This window comes from Mycolicibacter engbaekii (genome assembly GCF_002101585.1).
Classification (GTDB): Bacteria; Actinomycetota; Actinomycetes; order Mycobacteriales; family Mycobacteriaceae; genus Mycobacterium; species Mycobacterium engbaekii.
Map to the genome: position 1 here is coordinate 23865 of NZ_LQOT01000016.1, position 15452 is coordinate 39316.

17 protein-coding genes are annotated in these 15452 nt (G+C 69.8%); 2 read left to right on the top strand and 15 right to left on the bottom strand.

All coding sequences use genetic code 11. From position 1 onward, the window contains the following. Window position 1 precedes the first annotated feature (1 nt). The 9 genes from pdxS to AWC02_RS03435 form a co-directional block, all read right to left on the bottom strand. Window positions 2-919: a pyridoxal 5'-phosphate synthase lyase subunit PdxS gene (pdxS, locus tag AWC02_RS03395; protein ID WP_085127430.1), complete on the bottom strand. Its 918-nt coding sequence runs from the start codon at window positions 917-919 to the stop codon at window positions 2-4. A gap of 105 nt (window positions 920-1024) precedes the next feature. Beyond that, the gene (locus AWC02_RS03400; RefSeq protein ID WP_085127237.1) at window positions 1025-2038 is read right to left on the bottom strand and encodes an alcohol dehydrogenase catalytic domain-containing protein; all 1014 of its coding nucleotides are present in this window, start codon (window positions 2036-2038) and stop codon (window positions 1025-1027) included. 62 nt (window positions 2039-2100) lie between these two features. Then, a complete protein-coding gene (locus AWC02_RS03405) occupies window positions 2101-3150 on the bottom strand; it encodes an NUDIX hydrolase (RefSeq protein ID WP_085127239.1) in 1050 nt (349 codons plus the stop codon). Beyond that, complete coding sequence (locus AWC02_RS03410; RefSeq protein WP_085127241.1) at window positions 3150-4274, bottom strand: glycosyltransferase family 4 protein; 1125 nt, start codon at window positions 4272-4274, stop codon at window positions 3150-3152. The genes AWC02_RS03405 and AWC02_RS03410 overlap by 1 nt, the downstream gene beginning before the upstream one ends. Continuing rightward, window positions 4274-5197 (bottom strand): phosphatidylinositol mannoside acyltransferase, encoded by a 924-nt coding sequence (locus AWC02_RS03415; protein ID WP_419179198.1) that lies wholly within the window; start codon window positions 5195-5197, stop codon window positions 4274-4276. The genes AWC02_RS03410 and AWC02_RS03415 overlap by 1 nt, the downstream gene beginning before the upstream one ends. 17 nt (window positions 5198-5214) lie before the next feature. Next, the gene (gene pgsA, locus AWC02_RS03420) at window positions 5215-5880 is read right to left on the bottom strand and encodes a phosphatidylinositol phosphate synthase (RefSeq protein WP_085127245.1); all 666 of its coding nucleotides are present in this window, start codon (window positions 5878-5880) and stop codon (window positions 5215-5217) included. Beyond that, entirely contained in the window at window positions 5877-6458 is a 582-nt protein-coding gene (locus AWC02_RS03425; RefSeq protein ID WP_085127246.1) for an ATP adenylyltransferase, read from the bottom strand. Before AWC02_RS03425 ends, pgsA begins: the two co-directional genes overlap by 4 nt. Beyond that, the gene (gene thrS, locus AWC02_RS03430; protein ID WP_085127248.1) at window positions 6455-8521 is read right to left on the bottom strand and encodes a threonine--tRNA ligase; all 2067 of its coding nucleotides are present in this window, start codon (window positions 8519-8521) and stop codon (window positions 6455-6457) included. Before thrS ends, AWC02_RS03425 begins: the two co-directional genes overlap by 4 nt. A gap of 93 nt (window positions 8522-8614) precedes the next feature. Further along, window positions 8615-9229 (bottom strand): PaaI family thioesterase, encoded by a 615-nt coding sequence (locus AWC02_RS03435; protein ID WP_085127249.1) that lies wholly within the window; start codon window positions 9227-9229, stop codon window positions 8615-8617. A gap of 64 nt (window positions 9230-9293) precedes the next feature. Between AWC02_RS03435 and AWC02_RS03440 the strand changes: the two genes are divergently transcribed. Next, window positions 9294-9797, top strand: coding sequence for a DUF1990 family protein (locus AWC02_RS03440; RefSeq protein WP_085127251.1), 504 nt, complete (start codon window positions 9294-9296; stop codon window positions 9795-9797). A gap of 4 nt (window positions 9798-9801) precedes the next feature. Here AWC02_RS03440 and AWC02_RS03445 read toward each other — a convergent pair whose 3' ends face one another. Genes AWC02_RS03445 through fdxA form a run of 5 tightly spaced genes read right to left on the bottom strand, consistent with a single transcriptional unit; the run spans window position 9802 to window position 12632 of the window. After that, window positions 9802-10755, bottom strand: a complete 954-nt coding sequence (locus AWC02_RS03445; protein WP_085127253.1) for an NAD(P)H-dependent flavin oxidoreductase — start codon at window positions 10753-10755, stop codon at window positions 9802-9804. Window positions 10756-10757: 2 nt separating this feature from the next. Continuing rightward, a complete protein-coding gene (locus AWC02_RS03450) occupies window positions 10758-11096 on the bottom strand; it encodes a cupin domain-containing protein (protein ID WP_085127255.1) in 339 nt (112 codons plus the stop codon). A gap of 38 nt (window positions 11097-11134) precedes the next feature. Then, on the bottom strand, window positions 11135-11560 hold the full coding sequence (locus AWC02_RS03455) for a hypothetical protein (RefSeq protein WP_085127257.1): 426 nt from the start codon (window positions 11558-11560) through the stop codon (window positions 11135-11137). Further along, entirely contained in the window at window positions 11557-12291 is a 735-nt protein-coding gene (locus AWC02_RS03460; RefSeq protein ID WP_085127259.1) for a helix-turn-helix transcriptional regulator, read from the bottom strand. The genes AWC02_RS03455 and AWC02_RS03460 overlap by 4 nt, the downstream gene beginning before the upstream one ends. Next, window positions 12288-12632 carry a ferredoxin gene (gene fdxA / locus AWC02_RS03465; RefSeq protein ID WP_085127261.1) on the bottom strand — a complete coding sequence of 115 codons (345 nt, stop codon included), beginning with the start codon at window positions 12630-12632 and terminating at the stop codon, window positions 12288-12290. Before fdxA ends, AWC02_RS03460 begins: the two co-directional genes overlap by 4 nt. Before the next feature lie 232 nt (window positions 12633-12864). Here fdxA and AWC02_RS03470 point away from each other — a divergent pair, with 232 nt between their 5' ends. Beyond that, window positions 12865-13671: an enoyl-CoA hydratase/isomerase family protein gene (locus AWC02_RS03470; RefSeq protein ID WP_085127432.1), complete on the top strand. Its 807-nt coding sequence runs from the start codon at window positions 12865-12867 to the stop codon at window positions 13669-13671. Between the two features lies 1 nt (window position 13672). Here AWC02_RS03470 and AWC02_RS03475 read toward each other — a convergent pair whose 3' ends face one another. Continuing rightward, complete coding sequence (locus AWC02_RS03475; RefSeq protein WP_085127263.1) at window positions 13673-15358, bottom strand: acyl-CoA synthetase; 1686 nt, start codon at window positions 15356-15358, stop codon at window positions 13673-13675. Between the last annotated feature and the right edge of the window lie 94 nt (window positions 15359-15452).

Consider the following 15452-nt stretch of genomic DNA (forward strand, 5'->3'; position numbering starts at 1 on the left):
GTTACCAGCCGCGTTCGGCGAGCCGGTGCGGCGCAGCGACGTCCTCCACGTTGATACCGACCATCGCCTCGCCCAGGCCGCGCGACACCCTGGCCAGCACGTCCGGGTCGTCGTAGAAGGTGGTCGCCTTGACGATGGCCGCCGCGCGCGCCGCCGGGTCCCCGGACTTGAAGATTCCGGAGCCGACGAACACGCCTTCGGCGCCGAGCTGCATCATCATGGCCGCATCGGCGGGAGTGGCGATCCCCCCGGCGGTGAACAGCGTCACCGGCAGCTTTCCGGCCCGTGCCACCTCGGCGACCAGCTCATAGGGAGCCTGCAGTTCCTTTGCGGCAACGAATAATTCGTCTTCGGACAGCGACGAGAGCCGACGGATCTCGCCGCCGATGGCTCGCATGTGGGTGGTGGCGTTGGAGACGTCACCGGTGCCGGCCTCACCCTTGGAGCGGATCATGGCAGCGCCCTCGGTGATCCGGCGCAGCGCCTCGCCCAGGTTGGTCGCACCGCACACGAAGGGCACGGTGAAGCGCCACTTGTCGATGTGGTGGGTGTAGTCCGCGGGGGTCAGCACCTCGGACTCGTCGATGTAGTCCACCCCGAGGCTCTGCAGGATCTGCGCCTCGACGAAGTGCCCGATCCGTACTTTGGCCATCACCGGGATGGTGACCGCGGCGATGATGCCCTCGATCATGTCCGGGTCGCTCATCCGCGAAACGCCGCCCTGGGCCCGGATGTCGGCCGGTACCCGCTCCAGGGCCATCACCGCGACCGCGCCGGCGGCCTCCGCGATGCGTGCCTGGTCAGGCGTGACGACATCCATGATGACGCCGCCCTTGAGCATCTCGGCCATGCCGCGCTTTACCCGCGCAGTACCCGTTTGTCCGTCGGGTGCCGAACCGTTCTGCGCCGCGCTGTCCACTGAATACTTCTCCTTGCTGGCCACTGATACCCGATCAGTGTAGTGGGCTGACGCCAGCCGTTTTCCCGCTGATAACCGCGGCGGTGCCGATACCGGCCCCGCCGGTCACATCGTCAAAACCATCCGGTAGCGCGCCTGCCCCTGCTCCATGGCGGCATAGGCCTGCGCAGCCTGGGCCAACGGCCGCTCTTCGATGCGGGCGCGCACCCCGGAAAGCACCGCGAAACGCATGGTCTCCTCGACGTCTCGGGCAGTTCCCGACGGGTGACCGGTGACACTGATCCCCGGGGTGATCAGCTGGACGGGGGCGATGGGCAGTGGCTCGGTGGTGACGCCGATGATGACCAGTTCACCCCTCGGCGTCAGCCCCCCGAGGGTTTCAGCCATCGCGCGCGAATTGGCCGCGGTGGCCAGCACCACCGCGACTCCGCCCAGCGCCGCCATCGCCTCGGCGACGTCGCCTGCCGTCGAGTCGATGTAGTGGTGTGCGCCGAGGGCATGGGCGTCGGCGGCCTTGCCGGCACCGCGAGCGATCGCGATCGTCTCGAAACCCATGGCCCGGGCGAACTGCACGCCCAGATGCCCCAAACCGCCCAGGCCGAGCACCGCGACACGGTCCCCGGGCAGCGCCGCCGTCGAGCGCAGCGCATGGTAGGTGGTGACACCGGCGCAGCCCATGGGGGCGGCCTCGACGAAGGACAACTCGTCGGGGATCCGGGCCAGTGCGCTCACCGGAACGGTGACCGATTCGGCGTAGCCGCCCGGGTAATGCCAGCTGGGCACCTGGCCGTTGACGCAGTGGATGAAATCGCCCTTGCGGCAGGGAATGCAATGGCCGCAGTTGCCGCCGAACCAACCGACCGCGACCCGGTCACCGACCTTCCAGTCCGTCACGCCCGCACCCAGTTCGGCGATGGTGCCGGCGATCTCGTGCCCGAGCGTCACCGGCCAGGTCATCCCGGGGAAGCCACCGTTGACAAACGCATGATCGGTGCCGCAGACGCCACAGGCGGTAACAGCGATGCGCACGTGGCCGGCGCCTGGCGGTTCGGTCTCGACATCGACGAGCGTCAGCGGGGCATCGACTGCCGCCACGTGAACAGCGCGATGGGTCGGCATACAGGCCTCCTGAGGTTGCGGAGAAGAGTCGCCCGAGGCCTGCTCAGCTTAAGCTGCGCCGGTCAGGAAATCCGGCGAAGACCGGCATCGGCACCCACGTCGCCGTCGGCCAGGCGCGCCACTTCGGCCAGGCGGTCGCCCAGTTCCAGCGGGTAGACGGTCTCGCCCCCGGCGGCCAGCGCCTTGATCTGCGCGGCATCGCACCACCGGTGACCGCGCAGGTAACGGTGTTCCAGCCCGGTGCGGCCCGCTCCGGATGGTTCGAATCGCGCCGTGCGGTAGGCGAAGAAGAACTCCTGGCTGTCCAGCCGCTCGCCGTTGAACTCGAAGACGGCGTCACGGCGCCAGATCGGCCCCACCAGCTGTCCCGGGTCGACCCGCAGACCGGTTTCCTCGCCCAGTTCGCGCGCTGCCGCATCGGCAAGAGGTTCGTCGGGCCGTACCTGGCCGCCGATGGTGAACCACCAGCGGGGCGCGGGGTGCGCCGGGTCCTCGGCCAGGGCGGGATCCTGGCCGCACAGCAGCAGCACCGATCCGGCCTCGTCGAGCAGCACCACCCGCGCCGAGACGCGGGGCCGCAGCACTCCCCGACCGCCGTGGGCAACCATGCCTGCCCGCTCGACGATCTCGAAATAGGTTGGCATCGGTGCGGTTCCACCGAGGTGCAGGGCCCGGACCAAGGGACGCTCACGCAACGCCACGGTGTCGCGGACCGCGTCGTTGTGGAACCGGCGGGCCAACAGCACCCGGGCTTCGGCGTCGGCCAGCTCGGCCACCATCACATGGGGCAGCGACTCCGCATCGACCATCGCCAGCTCGGCCGACAGTGCGTTCTCGGCGGCCTCCCGCGCAGCGCGCGGTGCTCGCTCGGCGACGTCGGCCAACGCGGCCAGCCGCCGGCCGGCCACATCGTCGCCGTAGGCGTCGATCGCGATCGCCCGGGCCACCACCGCCCGGCGTGCCAGCGCACCGTCCAGCGCCTGCCAGGACAGATCGCACCGCACGTGCAGCCGGTTGAGCCGGTTGGCGGTCTGGTAGGCCCAGGCCACCGCGGCGGCCAGGACCGCCACTCCGATCAGCACCAGGACGGTAGCGACGATGGTCAGCGTCATCAGTCGCCCACCGTGACCTTGCTGCCCACCCCGGCGACCGTCTCGTAGACCCGGATGATCTGGTCGGCCACCACCGGCCAGTCGAATCGGCGCACGGCCTCAGCACCGGCCGCCACATAGGAGGCCCGCAGCGCGTCGTCGTCGAGAAGCTCGATCAGGGCGGTGGCCAGCGCCTCGGGGTCGTCCACCGGCACCAGCCGGCCCGCCTGCCCGTCGTTGAGCACCCTGCGGAAGGCGTCCAGCTCGCTGGCGACCACCGCGGTACCGGCGGACATCGCCTCGGCCAGCACGATGCCGAAGCTCTCGCCGCCGGTGTTGGGTGCGCAGTACACGTCGGCGCTGCGCAGCGCCGACGCCTTCTCGGCGTCGTCGACCTGCCCCAAGAAGCGCAGATGTTTGGCCATCGTGCCTGCGGCACGGCACAGTTCGTCTTCATCGCCCCGCCCGACTATCAGCAGTTCGATGTCCCGGTGCGTCTCCACCAGGGCAGGCAGCGCTCCCAGCAGCACCGCCATACCCTTGCGGGGTTCGTCGTAGCGGCCCAAGAACAGCACCGTTCGCCCCGCGCGCGGGTAGCCCGGCAGTGGCTGTGCCGCCGCGAAGGACGCCACATCCACCCCGTTGGGGATTTCCACCGCGTCCGAACCCAGGGCCTCCATCTGCCAGCGCCGGGCCAGGTCCGACACCGCGATCCGGCCGATGATCTTCTCGTGCATCGGACGCAGCAGTCCCTGCACCACACTGAGCGTCAGCGACTTGGTCGTCGAGGTGTGAAACGTCGCCACGATCGGCCCCTCGGCCACGTTCAGCGCCAGCATCGACAGGCTGGGGGCGTTCGGCTCATGCAGGTGCAGGACATCGAAATCACCGTTGGCCAACCACTTTTTGACCTTTCGGTGCGCGGCCGGGCTGAACTGCAGCCGGGCCACCGAGCCGTTGTAGGGAATCGCGACCGACTTACCGCCCGAGACCACGTAGTCGGGCAGGGTGACATCCGGGGAGGCGGGCGCCAGCACGCTGACGTCATGTCCGCGGGCCCGCAGCACCTCCGAAAGCTGCAGCACATGAGCCTGCACCCCGCCCGGCACATCGAACGAGTAGGGGCAGACCATGCCGATACGCATCAGGTCTCCCCCAAGCGGGCCCGTCGCGATTCGGGCAGGTCGGCGATCCATTGCGGCTGCATCATGTGCCAGTCCTGCGGGTAAGCCGCGATGCCCTCGGCGAACTTGTCGGCCAGCGCCTGGGTGATCACGCCCACGTCCGCGCTGCCGCAGTCCAGCGGGGCGCCGATGTCGATGCCCCATCCCTCGCCGTCGAACCAGCAGTGCGCCGGTAACAGCGCCGCGCCGGTCGCCAGAGCGAGTTTGGCCGAGCCGGCCGGCATCCGGGTGGTTTCGCCGAAGAACTCGACCGGTACCCCGCTGCGCGTCAGATCGCGATCTGCCATCAGACACACCAGGCCATTGCTCGACAGGCGTTCGGCGAGGATCTCGAACGGCGGCCGGGCTCCCCCGGACAGTGGCAGCACCTCGAACCCCAGGCTCTCCCGGAAGGCCAGGAACCGGCGGTAGAGCGATTCGGGTTTGAGGCGTTCGGCGACGGTGGTGAAACCGCCGTGTGTCTGGGCCAGCCATACCCCGGCCATGTCCCAGTTGCCGCTGTGCGGCAGCGCCATCACCGCCCCGCGGCCGGCCGCCAGCGCCGCGGTGATGTGCTCGCGCCCCCGCACCGATGCGTCCAGCTGCGCCGCCACCGCCGCGTGGTCCATGGTGGGCAGGCGGAACGCCTCTCGCCAGTACCGGGCATAGGACGCCAGCGAGGCCCGCATCAGTTCCGCCGGCACCTCCGACGGATCCACCCCGGTGATGCGAGCCAGGTTCTTGCGCAGCTGTTCCGGCCCCCCGCCGCGGGCCGCGTACAACGCGCCGGCATCGAAAGCGTTGCGTGCGACGACTTCCGGCATCGCGCGTACCAGCATCCAGCCCGCGGCGAACCCGGCGTCGGTGGCCCAGGCGTCCAACTGACTGAGCCCGGGAACTCGCAGGCCGCTCGGGATGAGGGTCACGATCCGGAGGTCTCCTCACCGTCGGACACCCGCGGCAGCGGCTCCACCGCACCCGGGGAGGTGCGCACGGTGTGCAACCGCTGAGCGCAGGTGATCAGGCTGGCCACGGCCAGCAGCCACATCGCCACGGGCAACGCCCACGGCAGCGGGAATACCGGCAGACCGGACAGGCCGGCTCCGACCAGCACGATGATCAGTCGTTCGGGGCGTTCGATGTAGCCGCCGTCGCCCCGCAGCCCGCTGGCCTCCGCCCGGGCCTTGATGTAGGAGATGACCTGCGATGTGACCAGGCAGATCAGGGTCGCCACCACCAGCGGAGGATCGCCCAGTCCGAACGCCGCCCACCAGGCCAGCCCGCAGAACACCGCGCCGTCGCTGATGCGGTCGCAGGTGGCATCCAATACCGCGCCGAACGCGCTGCCGCCGCCGCTTTCCCGGGCCATCGCCCCGTCGACCATGTCGAAGTGCACGAAGAACCAGACCACCAGGGTCCCGGCGAACAGCTGGCCGGTGGGAAACAGCGTCAGCGCCGCGATCACCGCTCCGGCGGTGCCCACCATGGTGACGATGTCGGCGGTGAGCCCGGCCCGCAGCAGGAATCGTGCCACCGGCGTGGTGATGCCGGCGAACGTCGCCCGCGACAGGAACGGCAGTCTGCTCATTGCTGTTTGACCCACTCGTCGGCGAGCAGCCGGCGGGTGTCGCGCAACAACTGCGGAATCACCTTGGAACCGCCCACGATCGTGATGAAGTTCGCGTCACCGCCCCAGCGCGGCACCACGTGCACGTGCAGGTGCTCGGCCAGCGAACCGCCGGCCGACTCGCCGAGGTTGAGCCCGACGTTGAACCCGTGCGGGTGGGACACGGCCTTGATGACCCGGATCGACTTCTGGATGAACGCCATCAACTCGGCGCCCTCCTCGTCGGTGAGGTCTTCGAACTCCGAGAACCGCCGATAGGGCACCACCATCAGATGCCCGGGGTTGTACGGGTAGAGGTTGAGCACCGCGTAGACGTGCTCGCCGCGCGCCACCACCAGACCGTCCTCGTCGGACATCGCCGGGATATCGGTGAACGGTTGGGTGGACCGCGCCGACGCCCCGGACTCCGCGCGCTTGAGCGGCGCCTCGGCCAGATAGGTCATCCGGTAGGGCGTCCACAGCCGTTGCAGCCGGTCGGGTTCGCCGACGCCGGTGTCGATCAGCTCCGCCGCCGCGTCCTTGTCCCGGTCTTCGCTCATGGTGTCTCGCTCGCGGTCAGGCGCGCCCGAAGCGTCTCCGCGGTCGGAGCGGTGTTCTCGCGTGCCGCGATCCAGCCGGCAATGGCCGCCACCGCCTCATCGCGCGGGACCCCGTTGATCTGGGTGCGATCCGCGAAGCGGAAGCTCACCGCGCCGGCCTCGACGTCCCGGTCACCGGCCAGCAGCATGAACGGGACCTTCTGGTTGGTGTGGTTGACGATCTTCTTGGGCATCCGATCGTCGCTGGCGTCCACCTCGACCCGCACGCCGTGCCGGCGCAGCTGGGCAGCCAGGTCGTCCAGGTAGGGCACGTGTTGGTCGGCGACCGGGATGCCGACCGCCTGGATCGGCGCCAGCCAGGCCGGGAAGGCACCGGCGTAGTGCTCGGTCAGCACCCCGAAGAACCGTTCGATGGAACCGAACAACGCCCGGTGGATCAGCACCGGCCGCTGGCGGGTTCCGTCGGAGGCGGTGTATTCCAGTTCGAAACGGTCCGGCATGTTGAAGTCGAGCTGGATGGTCGACATCTGCCAGCTGCGGCCGAGGGCGTCCTTGACCTGCACCGAGATCTTCGGCCCGTAGAACGCCGCGCCGCCCGGGTCGGGTACCAGGGTCAGCCCGGAGGCCTCGGCGACCTCGCGCAGCGTGTCGGTGGCCTCCTCCCACACCTCGTCGGATCCCACGTACTTCTCCGGGTCCTTCGTGGACAGCTCCAGGAAGTAGTCGTCCAGGCCGTAGTCGGCGAGCAGGTCGAGCACGAAGCGCAGCAACGAGGCCAGCTCGTCGCGCATGCTCTCCCGGGTGCAGTAGATGTGTGCGTCGTCCTGGGTCATCCCGCGCACCCGGGTGAGCCCGTGCACCACACCGGAGCGTTCGTAGCGGTAGACGCTGCCGAATTCGAAGAGCCGCAACGGAAGTTCGCGGTACGAGCGTCCGCGCGACCGGAAGATCAGGTGGTGCATCGGACAGTTCATCGGCTTGAGGTAGTAGTCCTGGCCGGGTTTGCGCAGGGTGCCGTCTTCGGCGAACTCCGCGTCGATGTGCATGGCCGGATACATGCCCTCGCGGTACCACTCCAGGTGCCCGGACGTCTCGTAGAGTTCGGACTTGGTGATGTGCGGGGTGTTGACGAACTGATAGCCCGCCTCGATGTGCTTGCGCCGCGAGTACTCCTCCAGCTCGCGCCGGATGATTCCGCCCTTGGGGTGGAAAACCGGTAGGCCCGAGCCGATCTCGTCGGGGAAGCTGAACAGGTCCAGTTCGACGCCGAGCTTGCGGTGATCGCGCCGCAGTGCCTCTTCGATCAACTCCAGGTGGCTGTCCAGCGCCTCTTGCGACTCCCATGCGGTGCCGTAAACCCGTTGCAGGCTGGCGTTTTTCTGATCGCCGCGCCAGTAGGCCGCCGATGAGCGGGTGAGTTTGAAGGCGGGGATGAACCGAGTGGTCGGGATGTGCGGCCCTCGGCACAGATCACCCCAAACCCGTTCCCGGGTACGGGGGTTCAGGTTGTCATAGGCGGTGAGCTCGTCGCCGCCGACCTCCATGATGTCCGGATCGTCGGCCTTGCCGAAGTCGGCAGAGACCAGCTCCAGCTTGTAGGGCTCGCCGGCCAACTCGGCGCAGGCGGCGTCCTTGGACTCATACACCCGCCGGGAGAAGAGCTGGCCTTCCTTGATGATGGCCCGCATCCGCTTCTCCAGCTTGGCCAGGTCCTCGGGCGTGAACGGCTCCGGCACGTCGAAGTCGTAGTAGAAGCCGTCGGTGATCGGCGGCCCGATACCCAGTTTGGCCGCCGGGAACAGGTCCTGGACCGCCTGGGCCAGCACGTGCGCGCAGGAATGCCGGATCACGCTGCGGCCGTCGTCGGTGTCGGCGGCGACCGGGGTGACCTCGGCGTCGGCGCCGGGCGTCCAGCTCAGGTCGCGCAGCCGCCCGTCGGCGTCGCGCACCACCACGATGGCGTCCGGTGCGCCCCGCTCGGGCAGGCCCGCCGCGCGCACCGCTGCGGCCGCGGTGGTCCCGGCGGGAACCCGGATCGGGACGGGCTGTGCGGGCGCGCTCATGACGTGGTCTCCAAGGGGGTGCTAGGGGCTAGAAACGTCCGCGACCATGCTATCGGGGGGGCTGTGGGCCAACCGTTCGGGAGTGCACCGCCGTCATGGTTGACCGGGTTTGAGCACCACGAACAACGCCTCGCCGTCGGCCAGCACGGTGTCACCGTCGCAGAGTGTGGTCTCGACGAAGATCTTGCGGCCCTCGGCCCTGCTCACCCACGCCTGGACCTGCAACTCCTTCTCGATCGGGACGATCTGGCGGTAGTTGACGTGTAGGTAGGCGGTGCGCTGATAGTCCCCGCCGGTCAGCATCCAGGACGCGGTACCCAACACCGAGTCGAACAACAGCCCGATAGCCCCGCCGTGCGCCGCGCCGTTGCGGCCCAGATGGAAACGCCGGAAGCGGGCCCAGCCGCTCAGCCGCCCCTCGCCGTCCCGCTTCAGCTTCATCGGCACCGCCAGCACGTTGCCGCGCATAGGCAGGTCCAGCCGGCGGCCCGACGGCGACGACCACTCGTCGGTGTCGAAGGGGGCCAGCAGCTCACACACGTTCTGCAGGGCGTCGGCAGCCCGGCTGATCACCTCGGCGGGGGCGTCGGCGGCCCGGGCATGGTCCTGCAGGGCGCGCACATTCTCCAGGAAGCGGCCGTAGTCCGGCCCGCCCTTCTGGGTCGGTTCGGGCGGATTGAAGCCGCCGCCGGCGTGTGTGGCTGTCATCCCCCTATTTAACGTTCCGGCCAATGCCGGGCGAACGGCGCGCCCGCGGTGGCAAGGTGGGGCCGTGGAATTGAGCACGCTGCGTGAGCTGCCGCTCACCTACCCCGAGGTGGGCGCCACCGCCGGAACGCTGCCCGCCGGCTATCACCATCTGGATCTGAGCGCCCCGATCGGGACCGGCAGGCAACGCTTCGAGGAGGCCGGCGACGCGGTGCTGCGCTGGGGGATGCTCCGCGGCGCCGGCGTCGGAGTACGGGTGCGGGCTGACCGCGAGATCGCCGAGGTGGACGCCGTGGTGCTGGTTCGCCTGGGACTGATGACCGCACCGTGCCGGGTCGTCTATGTGGTGTCCGAACCCGACCGGCGCGGCTTCGCCTACGGCACCTTGCCGGGGCATCCCGAATCCGGGGAGGAGCTGTTCGCGGTGCGCTACGACGCCGCCGATGACACCGTGTACGCCCAGATTCGGGCGTTCTCCCGGCCGGCCACCTGGTGGACCAAGGCAGCCGGACCGATCGGGCCCTTTCTGCAGCGCACCATCGCCACCCGTTATCTGCGAGCGGTGTGACGGGTCAGCCCCAGCGCGCCAGCAGCCGTTGCGCCCCGCTGCACAGCTCGTCGATCACCACCGCCACCGGGCGGCTGTCGGTGAGCATGCCGACGCTCTGACCGGCGTCCACCGGGGCGAGTCGCTGATCGTCGGCGGCGATCGCGGCGGCCAGTTCCGCGCTCGCATCCCGATCGGCGGCCAGCGCATCCTCATGACCGGCCCAGCGGCCGGTGAAGTCGTTGCGCAACACCCGCGACGGGAACCACGCCGGCCAGTCCAGACGCTGCCCGACGTCGAAGACCCGGGTGGTGATCGTGTCGGTGCCGGTGGCTGCGATCAGCGCGCGGCGGGCGCCCTCGCCGGTCAGCGCCTCGGGGCATGCCGACAACACCGTTCCCAGCCAGGCTCCCGCGGCGCCGGCGGCCAGCACGGCGGCCAGGCTGCGCGGCCCGGCGATTCCACCGGCAGCCAGCACCGGAACCTCGACGACATCCAGAACGGCGTCCAGCAGGGGCAGCGTGCCAAGCCGGATCGCGCCGTGGCCGCCGCCCTCGGCGCCGCGCGCCACCAGCACATCCACCCCGGCGTCCCGGGCCCGGCGGGCGGTCTCGGCGTCGTAGACCTGAGTGACAGCCGCGATCCCAGCGCCGTGGGCCCGCTGCACCCAGGACAAGTCGGCACCGAAGCTGACCGACAGCAACGTCGGGCCGGCAGCCAGTGCCGCCTCCAGCAAGTCGGGTTGGTCGCGGATCACCCAATCCACCAGGCCTATTCCGAACCGGGGCGCGGTGCCCAGCGCGGCCAGTTCGGTTGCCAGCGACGCCGCGGTGGCGGTGCTGCCCATGCCGATCATCCCCAGCCCGCCTGCGGCGGTGACGGCCGCGGCCAGCCGTCCGCCGGCCACCCCACCCATGGGTGCATTGAGGATCGGCACCCGCAGTCCGATCCCCTGCGACCAGGAGGTGCGCAGCGGCACGCTCAGTGGGATGCGCTTTTCGCGACGGTCAGCAGCACCACCGAGTCCTCCAGCGACTCCAGCGCATGCCGGGTGCGGGGCAAGGTGACCAGTTCACCGGCCGCACCCTCCCAGGTGTCCTCGCCGGCGCTCAGCCGCACCCGGCCGCGCAGCACCTGCAAGGTCGATTCCCCCGGGCTGTCGTGTTCGGCCAGCGACTGGCCGGCCTGCAAGGCGACCAGAGTCTGGCGAAGGTGGTGCACCGAACCGCCGTAGACGGTGTGGGCGGCTCGGCCGCTGTGGTGCTGGGCCGCCTCGGCGAGCTTCTCGTCGGCCAACGCGTTCAGCGATGTCGATTCCATCGGTACTCCTTCGGCTCGGGGTGGGAGCGTGGGACGGTTCAGCCGGACAACAGCAGGATGCCCATGCAGATCAGCGCGGCAACCTTGATCAGTTCCAGTGCGACATAGGCGTAGTGCGCCCGGGAGCGGGGTGCCTGCAACCCGGCCAGGACCTGGTCGGCCCGGCGGCGCAGGGCCGGGCGCACCGCAAGCACCTGGGCCGACAGCGTCGCCACGGCGACGGCATAGGCCGCGGCGGTACCGACCGTGGGCCGCTGCGCGGCGAAGGCGGCCGCGATCACCGCAGCCAGCAGGAATTCGGCCGCGTTGAGGCCGCGGAAGACCAACCGGCCGATGCCGAGACCGATCGGGAGGGTGACGCCGGGCGCCTGGAACCTCAGCGGCGCCTCCAGGAACGAAATCGCGGTCACCATCCCCAGCCAGAGGAAGGTGGCGGCGGTCGCAACGGAGGCGCCGGCGCTCACCCGGTGGACCCTGCGGTGCGCGTCACGCCCGGGGCGGAGCGGGCGACCGGCGTTCCGTTGTCGGCCGCGGGCTTCAGATGCGCCACGCACAGGTCGGGCTCGTAGAAGGGGTCGAGACGATCGACGGTCAGCGGCGATCCCCAAGCTTCCAGTACGCCCTGCATCAACCCCTGGTGAATCGGGCAGACCACTTCGGCCGAGGTTTCGGCGAGTTCCAGAAAGGGGCAATGCCGCAGCCCGAACTGCTCTTCGCCGGTGGTGTCGGGATCGAGGGTCTCGGGTTCGAATCCCAGTTCATCGAGCATTTCCAGCAGCTGACCGGTGGAGTCGTCGGCGTCGACGGGTCCGTCCGGGGGTTGCAGGGGGCGCAGGCGCTGTCCCCAGGCCCGGCCCGCGGCCAGCGCCTTGGTGCTGGGATCGGCGTCGGCGGCCAAGCCCATGGTGAGGATTTCGGCGAGCAGCCGGAACCGGCGGGTGCCGCCACGGTCCATCTGCCGGATTGCACGGAACATCAGCGCCGGCCGGCCCCGGCCCTTGTGATCGGTTGCAGTGTGCTCGACCCGGCCTTCCTCGACCAGGGTGTCCAAGTGGAACCGCACCGTATTGGGGTGCACGCCCAGTTCGTCGGCGATCTGCGCGATGCTCAGCGGTTCGTCAGCGGCCTGTACCAGCCGAAGAACGTCGAGGCGACGTCCTCCCGATGGCGCAGGCGACTTGGCGATGTCGCTCACTCCCCCTGGGGAGGGTAGCTGGCCACCAGCGGAGTGTCGATGCCGAGCGGGCCGATCTTGGCGGCGCCGCCGGGGGATCCGAGGGCCTCGTCGCGCCCCGGCAGGGCCTCGGCGAAGAAGGCCGCGTTGTCAGCCTGGTGCGGCTGGAGCTCGTCGGGGAGGTCATCTTCGTAGTAGATGGCCTCGACCGGGCACACCGGCTCGCAGGCTCCGCAGTCCACACACTCGTCCGGGTGGATGTAAAGGGCTCGCCCGCCTTCGTAGATGCAGTCAACCGGGCACTCCTCCACGCAGGCCCGATCCATCACGTCAACGCACGGCTTCCCGATCACATATGCCATGGGCACAGAGTTTACACAAGGGATTTTGTAGAAACGAGAAAGGCGAACCTAAACGCCCACGGCCGGTTTGGGCGCCCCGTGCGCCCCCGCGCTGGACGGCATTCCCGGCCTGACCGGACCCGGGAACAGTTGGGCTCGTTGCGGATTCACCGACGCACCGCGCAGGTGGCCGCCGACGGCGTCAAGCCAGCCCTGACGGCGGCGGCCCCGGGCCGTCGAGTAGAAACAAATGATGACTGACGCGCCCCGCTACCGTGCCTCTTCCGACTTCCCCAGCCTTCGGTTCGAGCCGGGTGACAACGGCGTGCTGGAGCTGGTGCTCGATGCCCCCGGGCTCAACTCGGTGGGCCCGCAGATGCACCGCGACCTCGCCGACGTGTGGCCGGTGCTCGACCGCGACGACGAGGTGCGGGCGGTACTGGTCCGCGGCGAGGGCAAGGCGTTCTCCGCCGGCGGCAGCTTCGATCTGATTGAGAAGATCGTCGGCGATCATGCCGGGCGGATGCAGGTGCTGCGGGAGGCCCGCGATCTGGTGCTCAACATGGTCAACTTCTCCAAGCCGGTGATCTCGGCCATCAACGGCCCGGCCGTGGGGGCGGGCCTGGTGGTGGCGCTGCTGTCAGACATCTCGGTGGCCGGGCGCACCGCGCGGTTGATCGACGGCCACACCAAGCTCGGGGTGGCCGCGGGCGACCACGCGGCGATCTGCTGGCCGCTGCTGGTGGGGATGGCCAAGGCCAAGTACTACCTGTTGACCTGCGAGACACTGCACGGCGAGGAGGCCGAACGCATCGGGCTGGTCTCCACCTGCGTCGACGACGACCAGGTCCTGGCCACCGCCACCCGCATCGCCGACGACCTGGCGCACGGCGCCCAGGACGCGATCCGGTTCACCAAGCACAGCCTGAACTACTGGTACCGGCAGTTCGCGCCGGCCTTCGAGACCGCCCTGGGCCTGGAGTTCCTCGGCTTCTCCGGTCCCGACGTGCACGAGGGCCTGGCCGCCATCCGGGAAAAGCGCAAGCCGCAGTTCGGCTGACCTACCCGGGCACAGCCGCTTGGACGAGTTGCGCGGCGATGGCCTGCTCCCTGGCCCAGCGGTAGTCGGCCTTGCCCGACGGCGAACGCCGAATCTGGGCGCAGAACACCACGGCTTTGGGCAGTTTGTACCGCGCGATGTGGTCGGCTGCCGTGGCGATGATGTCGTCGGCCCCGGCGTCGGCACCTTCGGCCAGCTGCACCACGGCGACGACTTCGTTGCCCCACTGCTGGCTGGGCCGGCCCACCACCACGACGTCGTAGACGGCGGGATGGTGCGCGATCGCGGCTTCGACCTCCTCGGCGAAGATCTTCTCGCCGCCGGAGTTGATCGTCACCGAGTCGCGGCCCAGCAGGTCGATGCCGCCGTCGGCGTCCCAGCGGGCCCGGTCACCGGGGACCGAATGCCGGATTCCCTCGATGAGGGGGAACGTGCGCGCCGACTTCTGCGGGTCGCCGAGGTATCCCAGCGGCACATAACCCTGCTGCGCCAGCCAGCCGATCTCGTCGTCACCGGGCTGCAGGATGCGGGTCATGTCCTCGCTGACCACCACGGCGCCGGGGTTCGGGGTGAAGCGTCCGGTGGAGCTCTGGGCGCGACTGGTGGTCTGCCCCATCGCGGCGCCGGTCTCCGAAGAACCCCCGGCATCGAGGATCGACACGTGCGGCAGCAGGCCCAGGATCCGCTGCTTGAGCGGCGCGGTGAACGCCGCCCCGCCGCTGGCCAGCACCATCAGCCCCGACAGGGCGTCGGCCAGCTCGGGGCCACCGGCCTCGAGCGCGTCGGCGAGCGGGCGGGCGAAGGCATCTCCGACGATCGACAGCGAAACGACCCGTTCCCTGGCCGCCAGTTCCCATGTCACCACCGGGTCGAACCGAGCGGTGGACGTCGACATCACGAACGGGCGCCCGCCCAGCAGCGTGATGAACGCGGCCCACTGGGCGGCACCGTGCATCAGCGGCGCCACCGTCATCGAGCCGGCCGTACCGGCGAGCTGGGCGCGGGCGACGACCTCCTCCAGCGTGGCGGGTACGGAGCCGGTACCGAAGGCGCGGCCGCCCATCGCGTTGATGAAGATGTCGTGCTGGCGCCACAGCACGCCCTTGGGCATGCCCGTGGTGCCCCCGGTGTAGAGCAGGTACAGGTCGTCCGGGGACAGCGTCAGGTCCAGTGGCTCCGCGGAGGTGGCGGCCAGCAGTTCCTCGTAACGCACCGCACCGGGCAGTGGCTCGTTGCCGGAGTCGTCGTCGACGTGGATCAGCGGTATCGCGGGCAATCGGTCGCCGGCCCGCTGCAGTGCCTCGGCCAGCGTGGGGGCGTAGCGGGCGTGGTACATGATCGCGTCGGTGGCCGCGTTGGTCAGCAGATAGACCAGTTCATCGGCGACGTAGCGGTAGTTGACGTTGAACGGCGCGACGCGGGCGTGGTAGGCGCCGAGCATGCCCTCCAGATACTCGTTGCCATTGGCCAGATACAGCGCCAGGTGGCTCTGGCCGGATTCGTGGGGGGCCAGGTCGCAACGCTCCCGGCGCGCGCCCAGACCCCGCTCGTGCAGGGCCCGCGCCAGCCGGCGGACCCGGTCCTCGACCTGGCGGTAGCTCAACCGCCGGTCGCCGAAGACGATGCAGTCCCGGTCCGGGTTGGCCTCGGCGACCGCCGAGAACACCTGGGCGAGGTTGAATTCCACTGCCGCTCCTCGATCCGATCACCAGTGCCTGGGCAGGCGCCCGGCTTACGCTACAAGGTGAAGCGGTGCAGCGCCGACCGCGCCGACGGGCTTT

What these genes read in the sequence shown, in the direction of transcription:
- AWC02_RS03400 (WP_085127237.1), bottom strand. Translation starts at nt 2,038, where the DNA reads ATGCCGACCCATCGCGCTGTTCACGTGGCGGCAGTCGATGCCCCGCTG.
- AWC02_RS03405 (WP_085127239.1), bottom strand. Translation starts at nt 3,150, where the DNA reads ATGACGCTGACCATCGTCGCTACCGTCCTGGTGCTGATCGGAGTGGCG.
- AWC02_RS03410 (WP_085127241.1), bottom strand. Translation starts at nt 4,274, where the DNA reads ATGCGTATCGGCATGGTCTGCCCCTACTCGTTCGATGTGCCGGGCGGG.
- pgsA (WP_085127245.1), bottom strand. Translation starts at nt 5,880, where the DNA reads ATGAGCAGACTGCCGTTCCTGTCGCGGGCGACGTTCGCCGGCATCACC.
- AWC02_RS03425 (WP_085127246.1), bottom strand. Translation starts at nt 6,458, where the DNA reads ATGAGCGAAGACCGGGACAAGGACGCGGCGGCGGAGCTGATCGACACC.
- thrS (WP_085127248.1), bottom strand. Translation starts at nt 8,521, where the DNA reads ATGAGCGCGCCCGCACAGCCCGTCCCGATCCGGGTTCCCGCCGGGACC.
- AWC02_RS03435 (WP_085127249.1), bottom strand. Translation starts at nt 9,229, where the DNA reads ATGACAGCCACACACGCCGGCGGCGGCTTCAATCCGCCCGAACCGACC.
- AWC02_RS03450 (WP_085127255.1), bottom strand. Translation starts at nt 11,096, where the DNA reads ATGGAATCGACATCGCTGAACGCGTTGGCCGACGAGAAGCTCGCCGAG.
- fdxA (WP_085127261.1), bottom strand. Translation starts at nt 12,632, where the DNA reads ATGGCATATGTGATCGGGAAGCCGTGCGTTGACGTGATGGATCGGGCC.
- AWC02_RS03470 (WP_085127432.1), top strand. Translation starts at nt 12,865, where the DNA reads ATGACTGACGCGCCCCGCTACCGTGCCTCTTCCGACTTCCCCAGCCTT.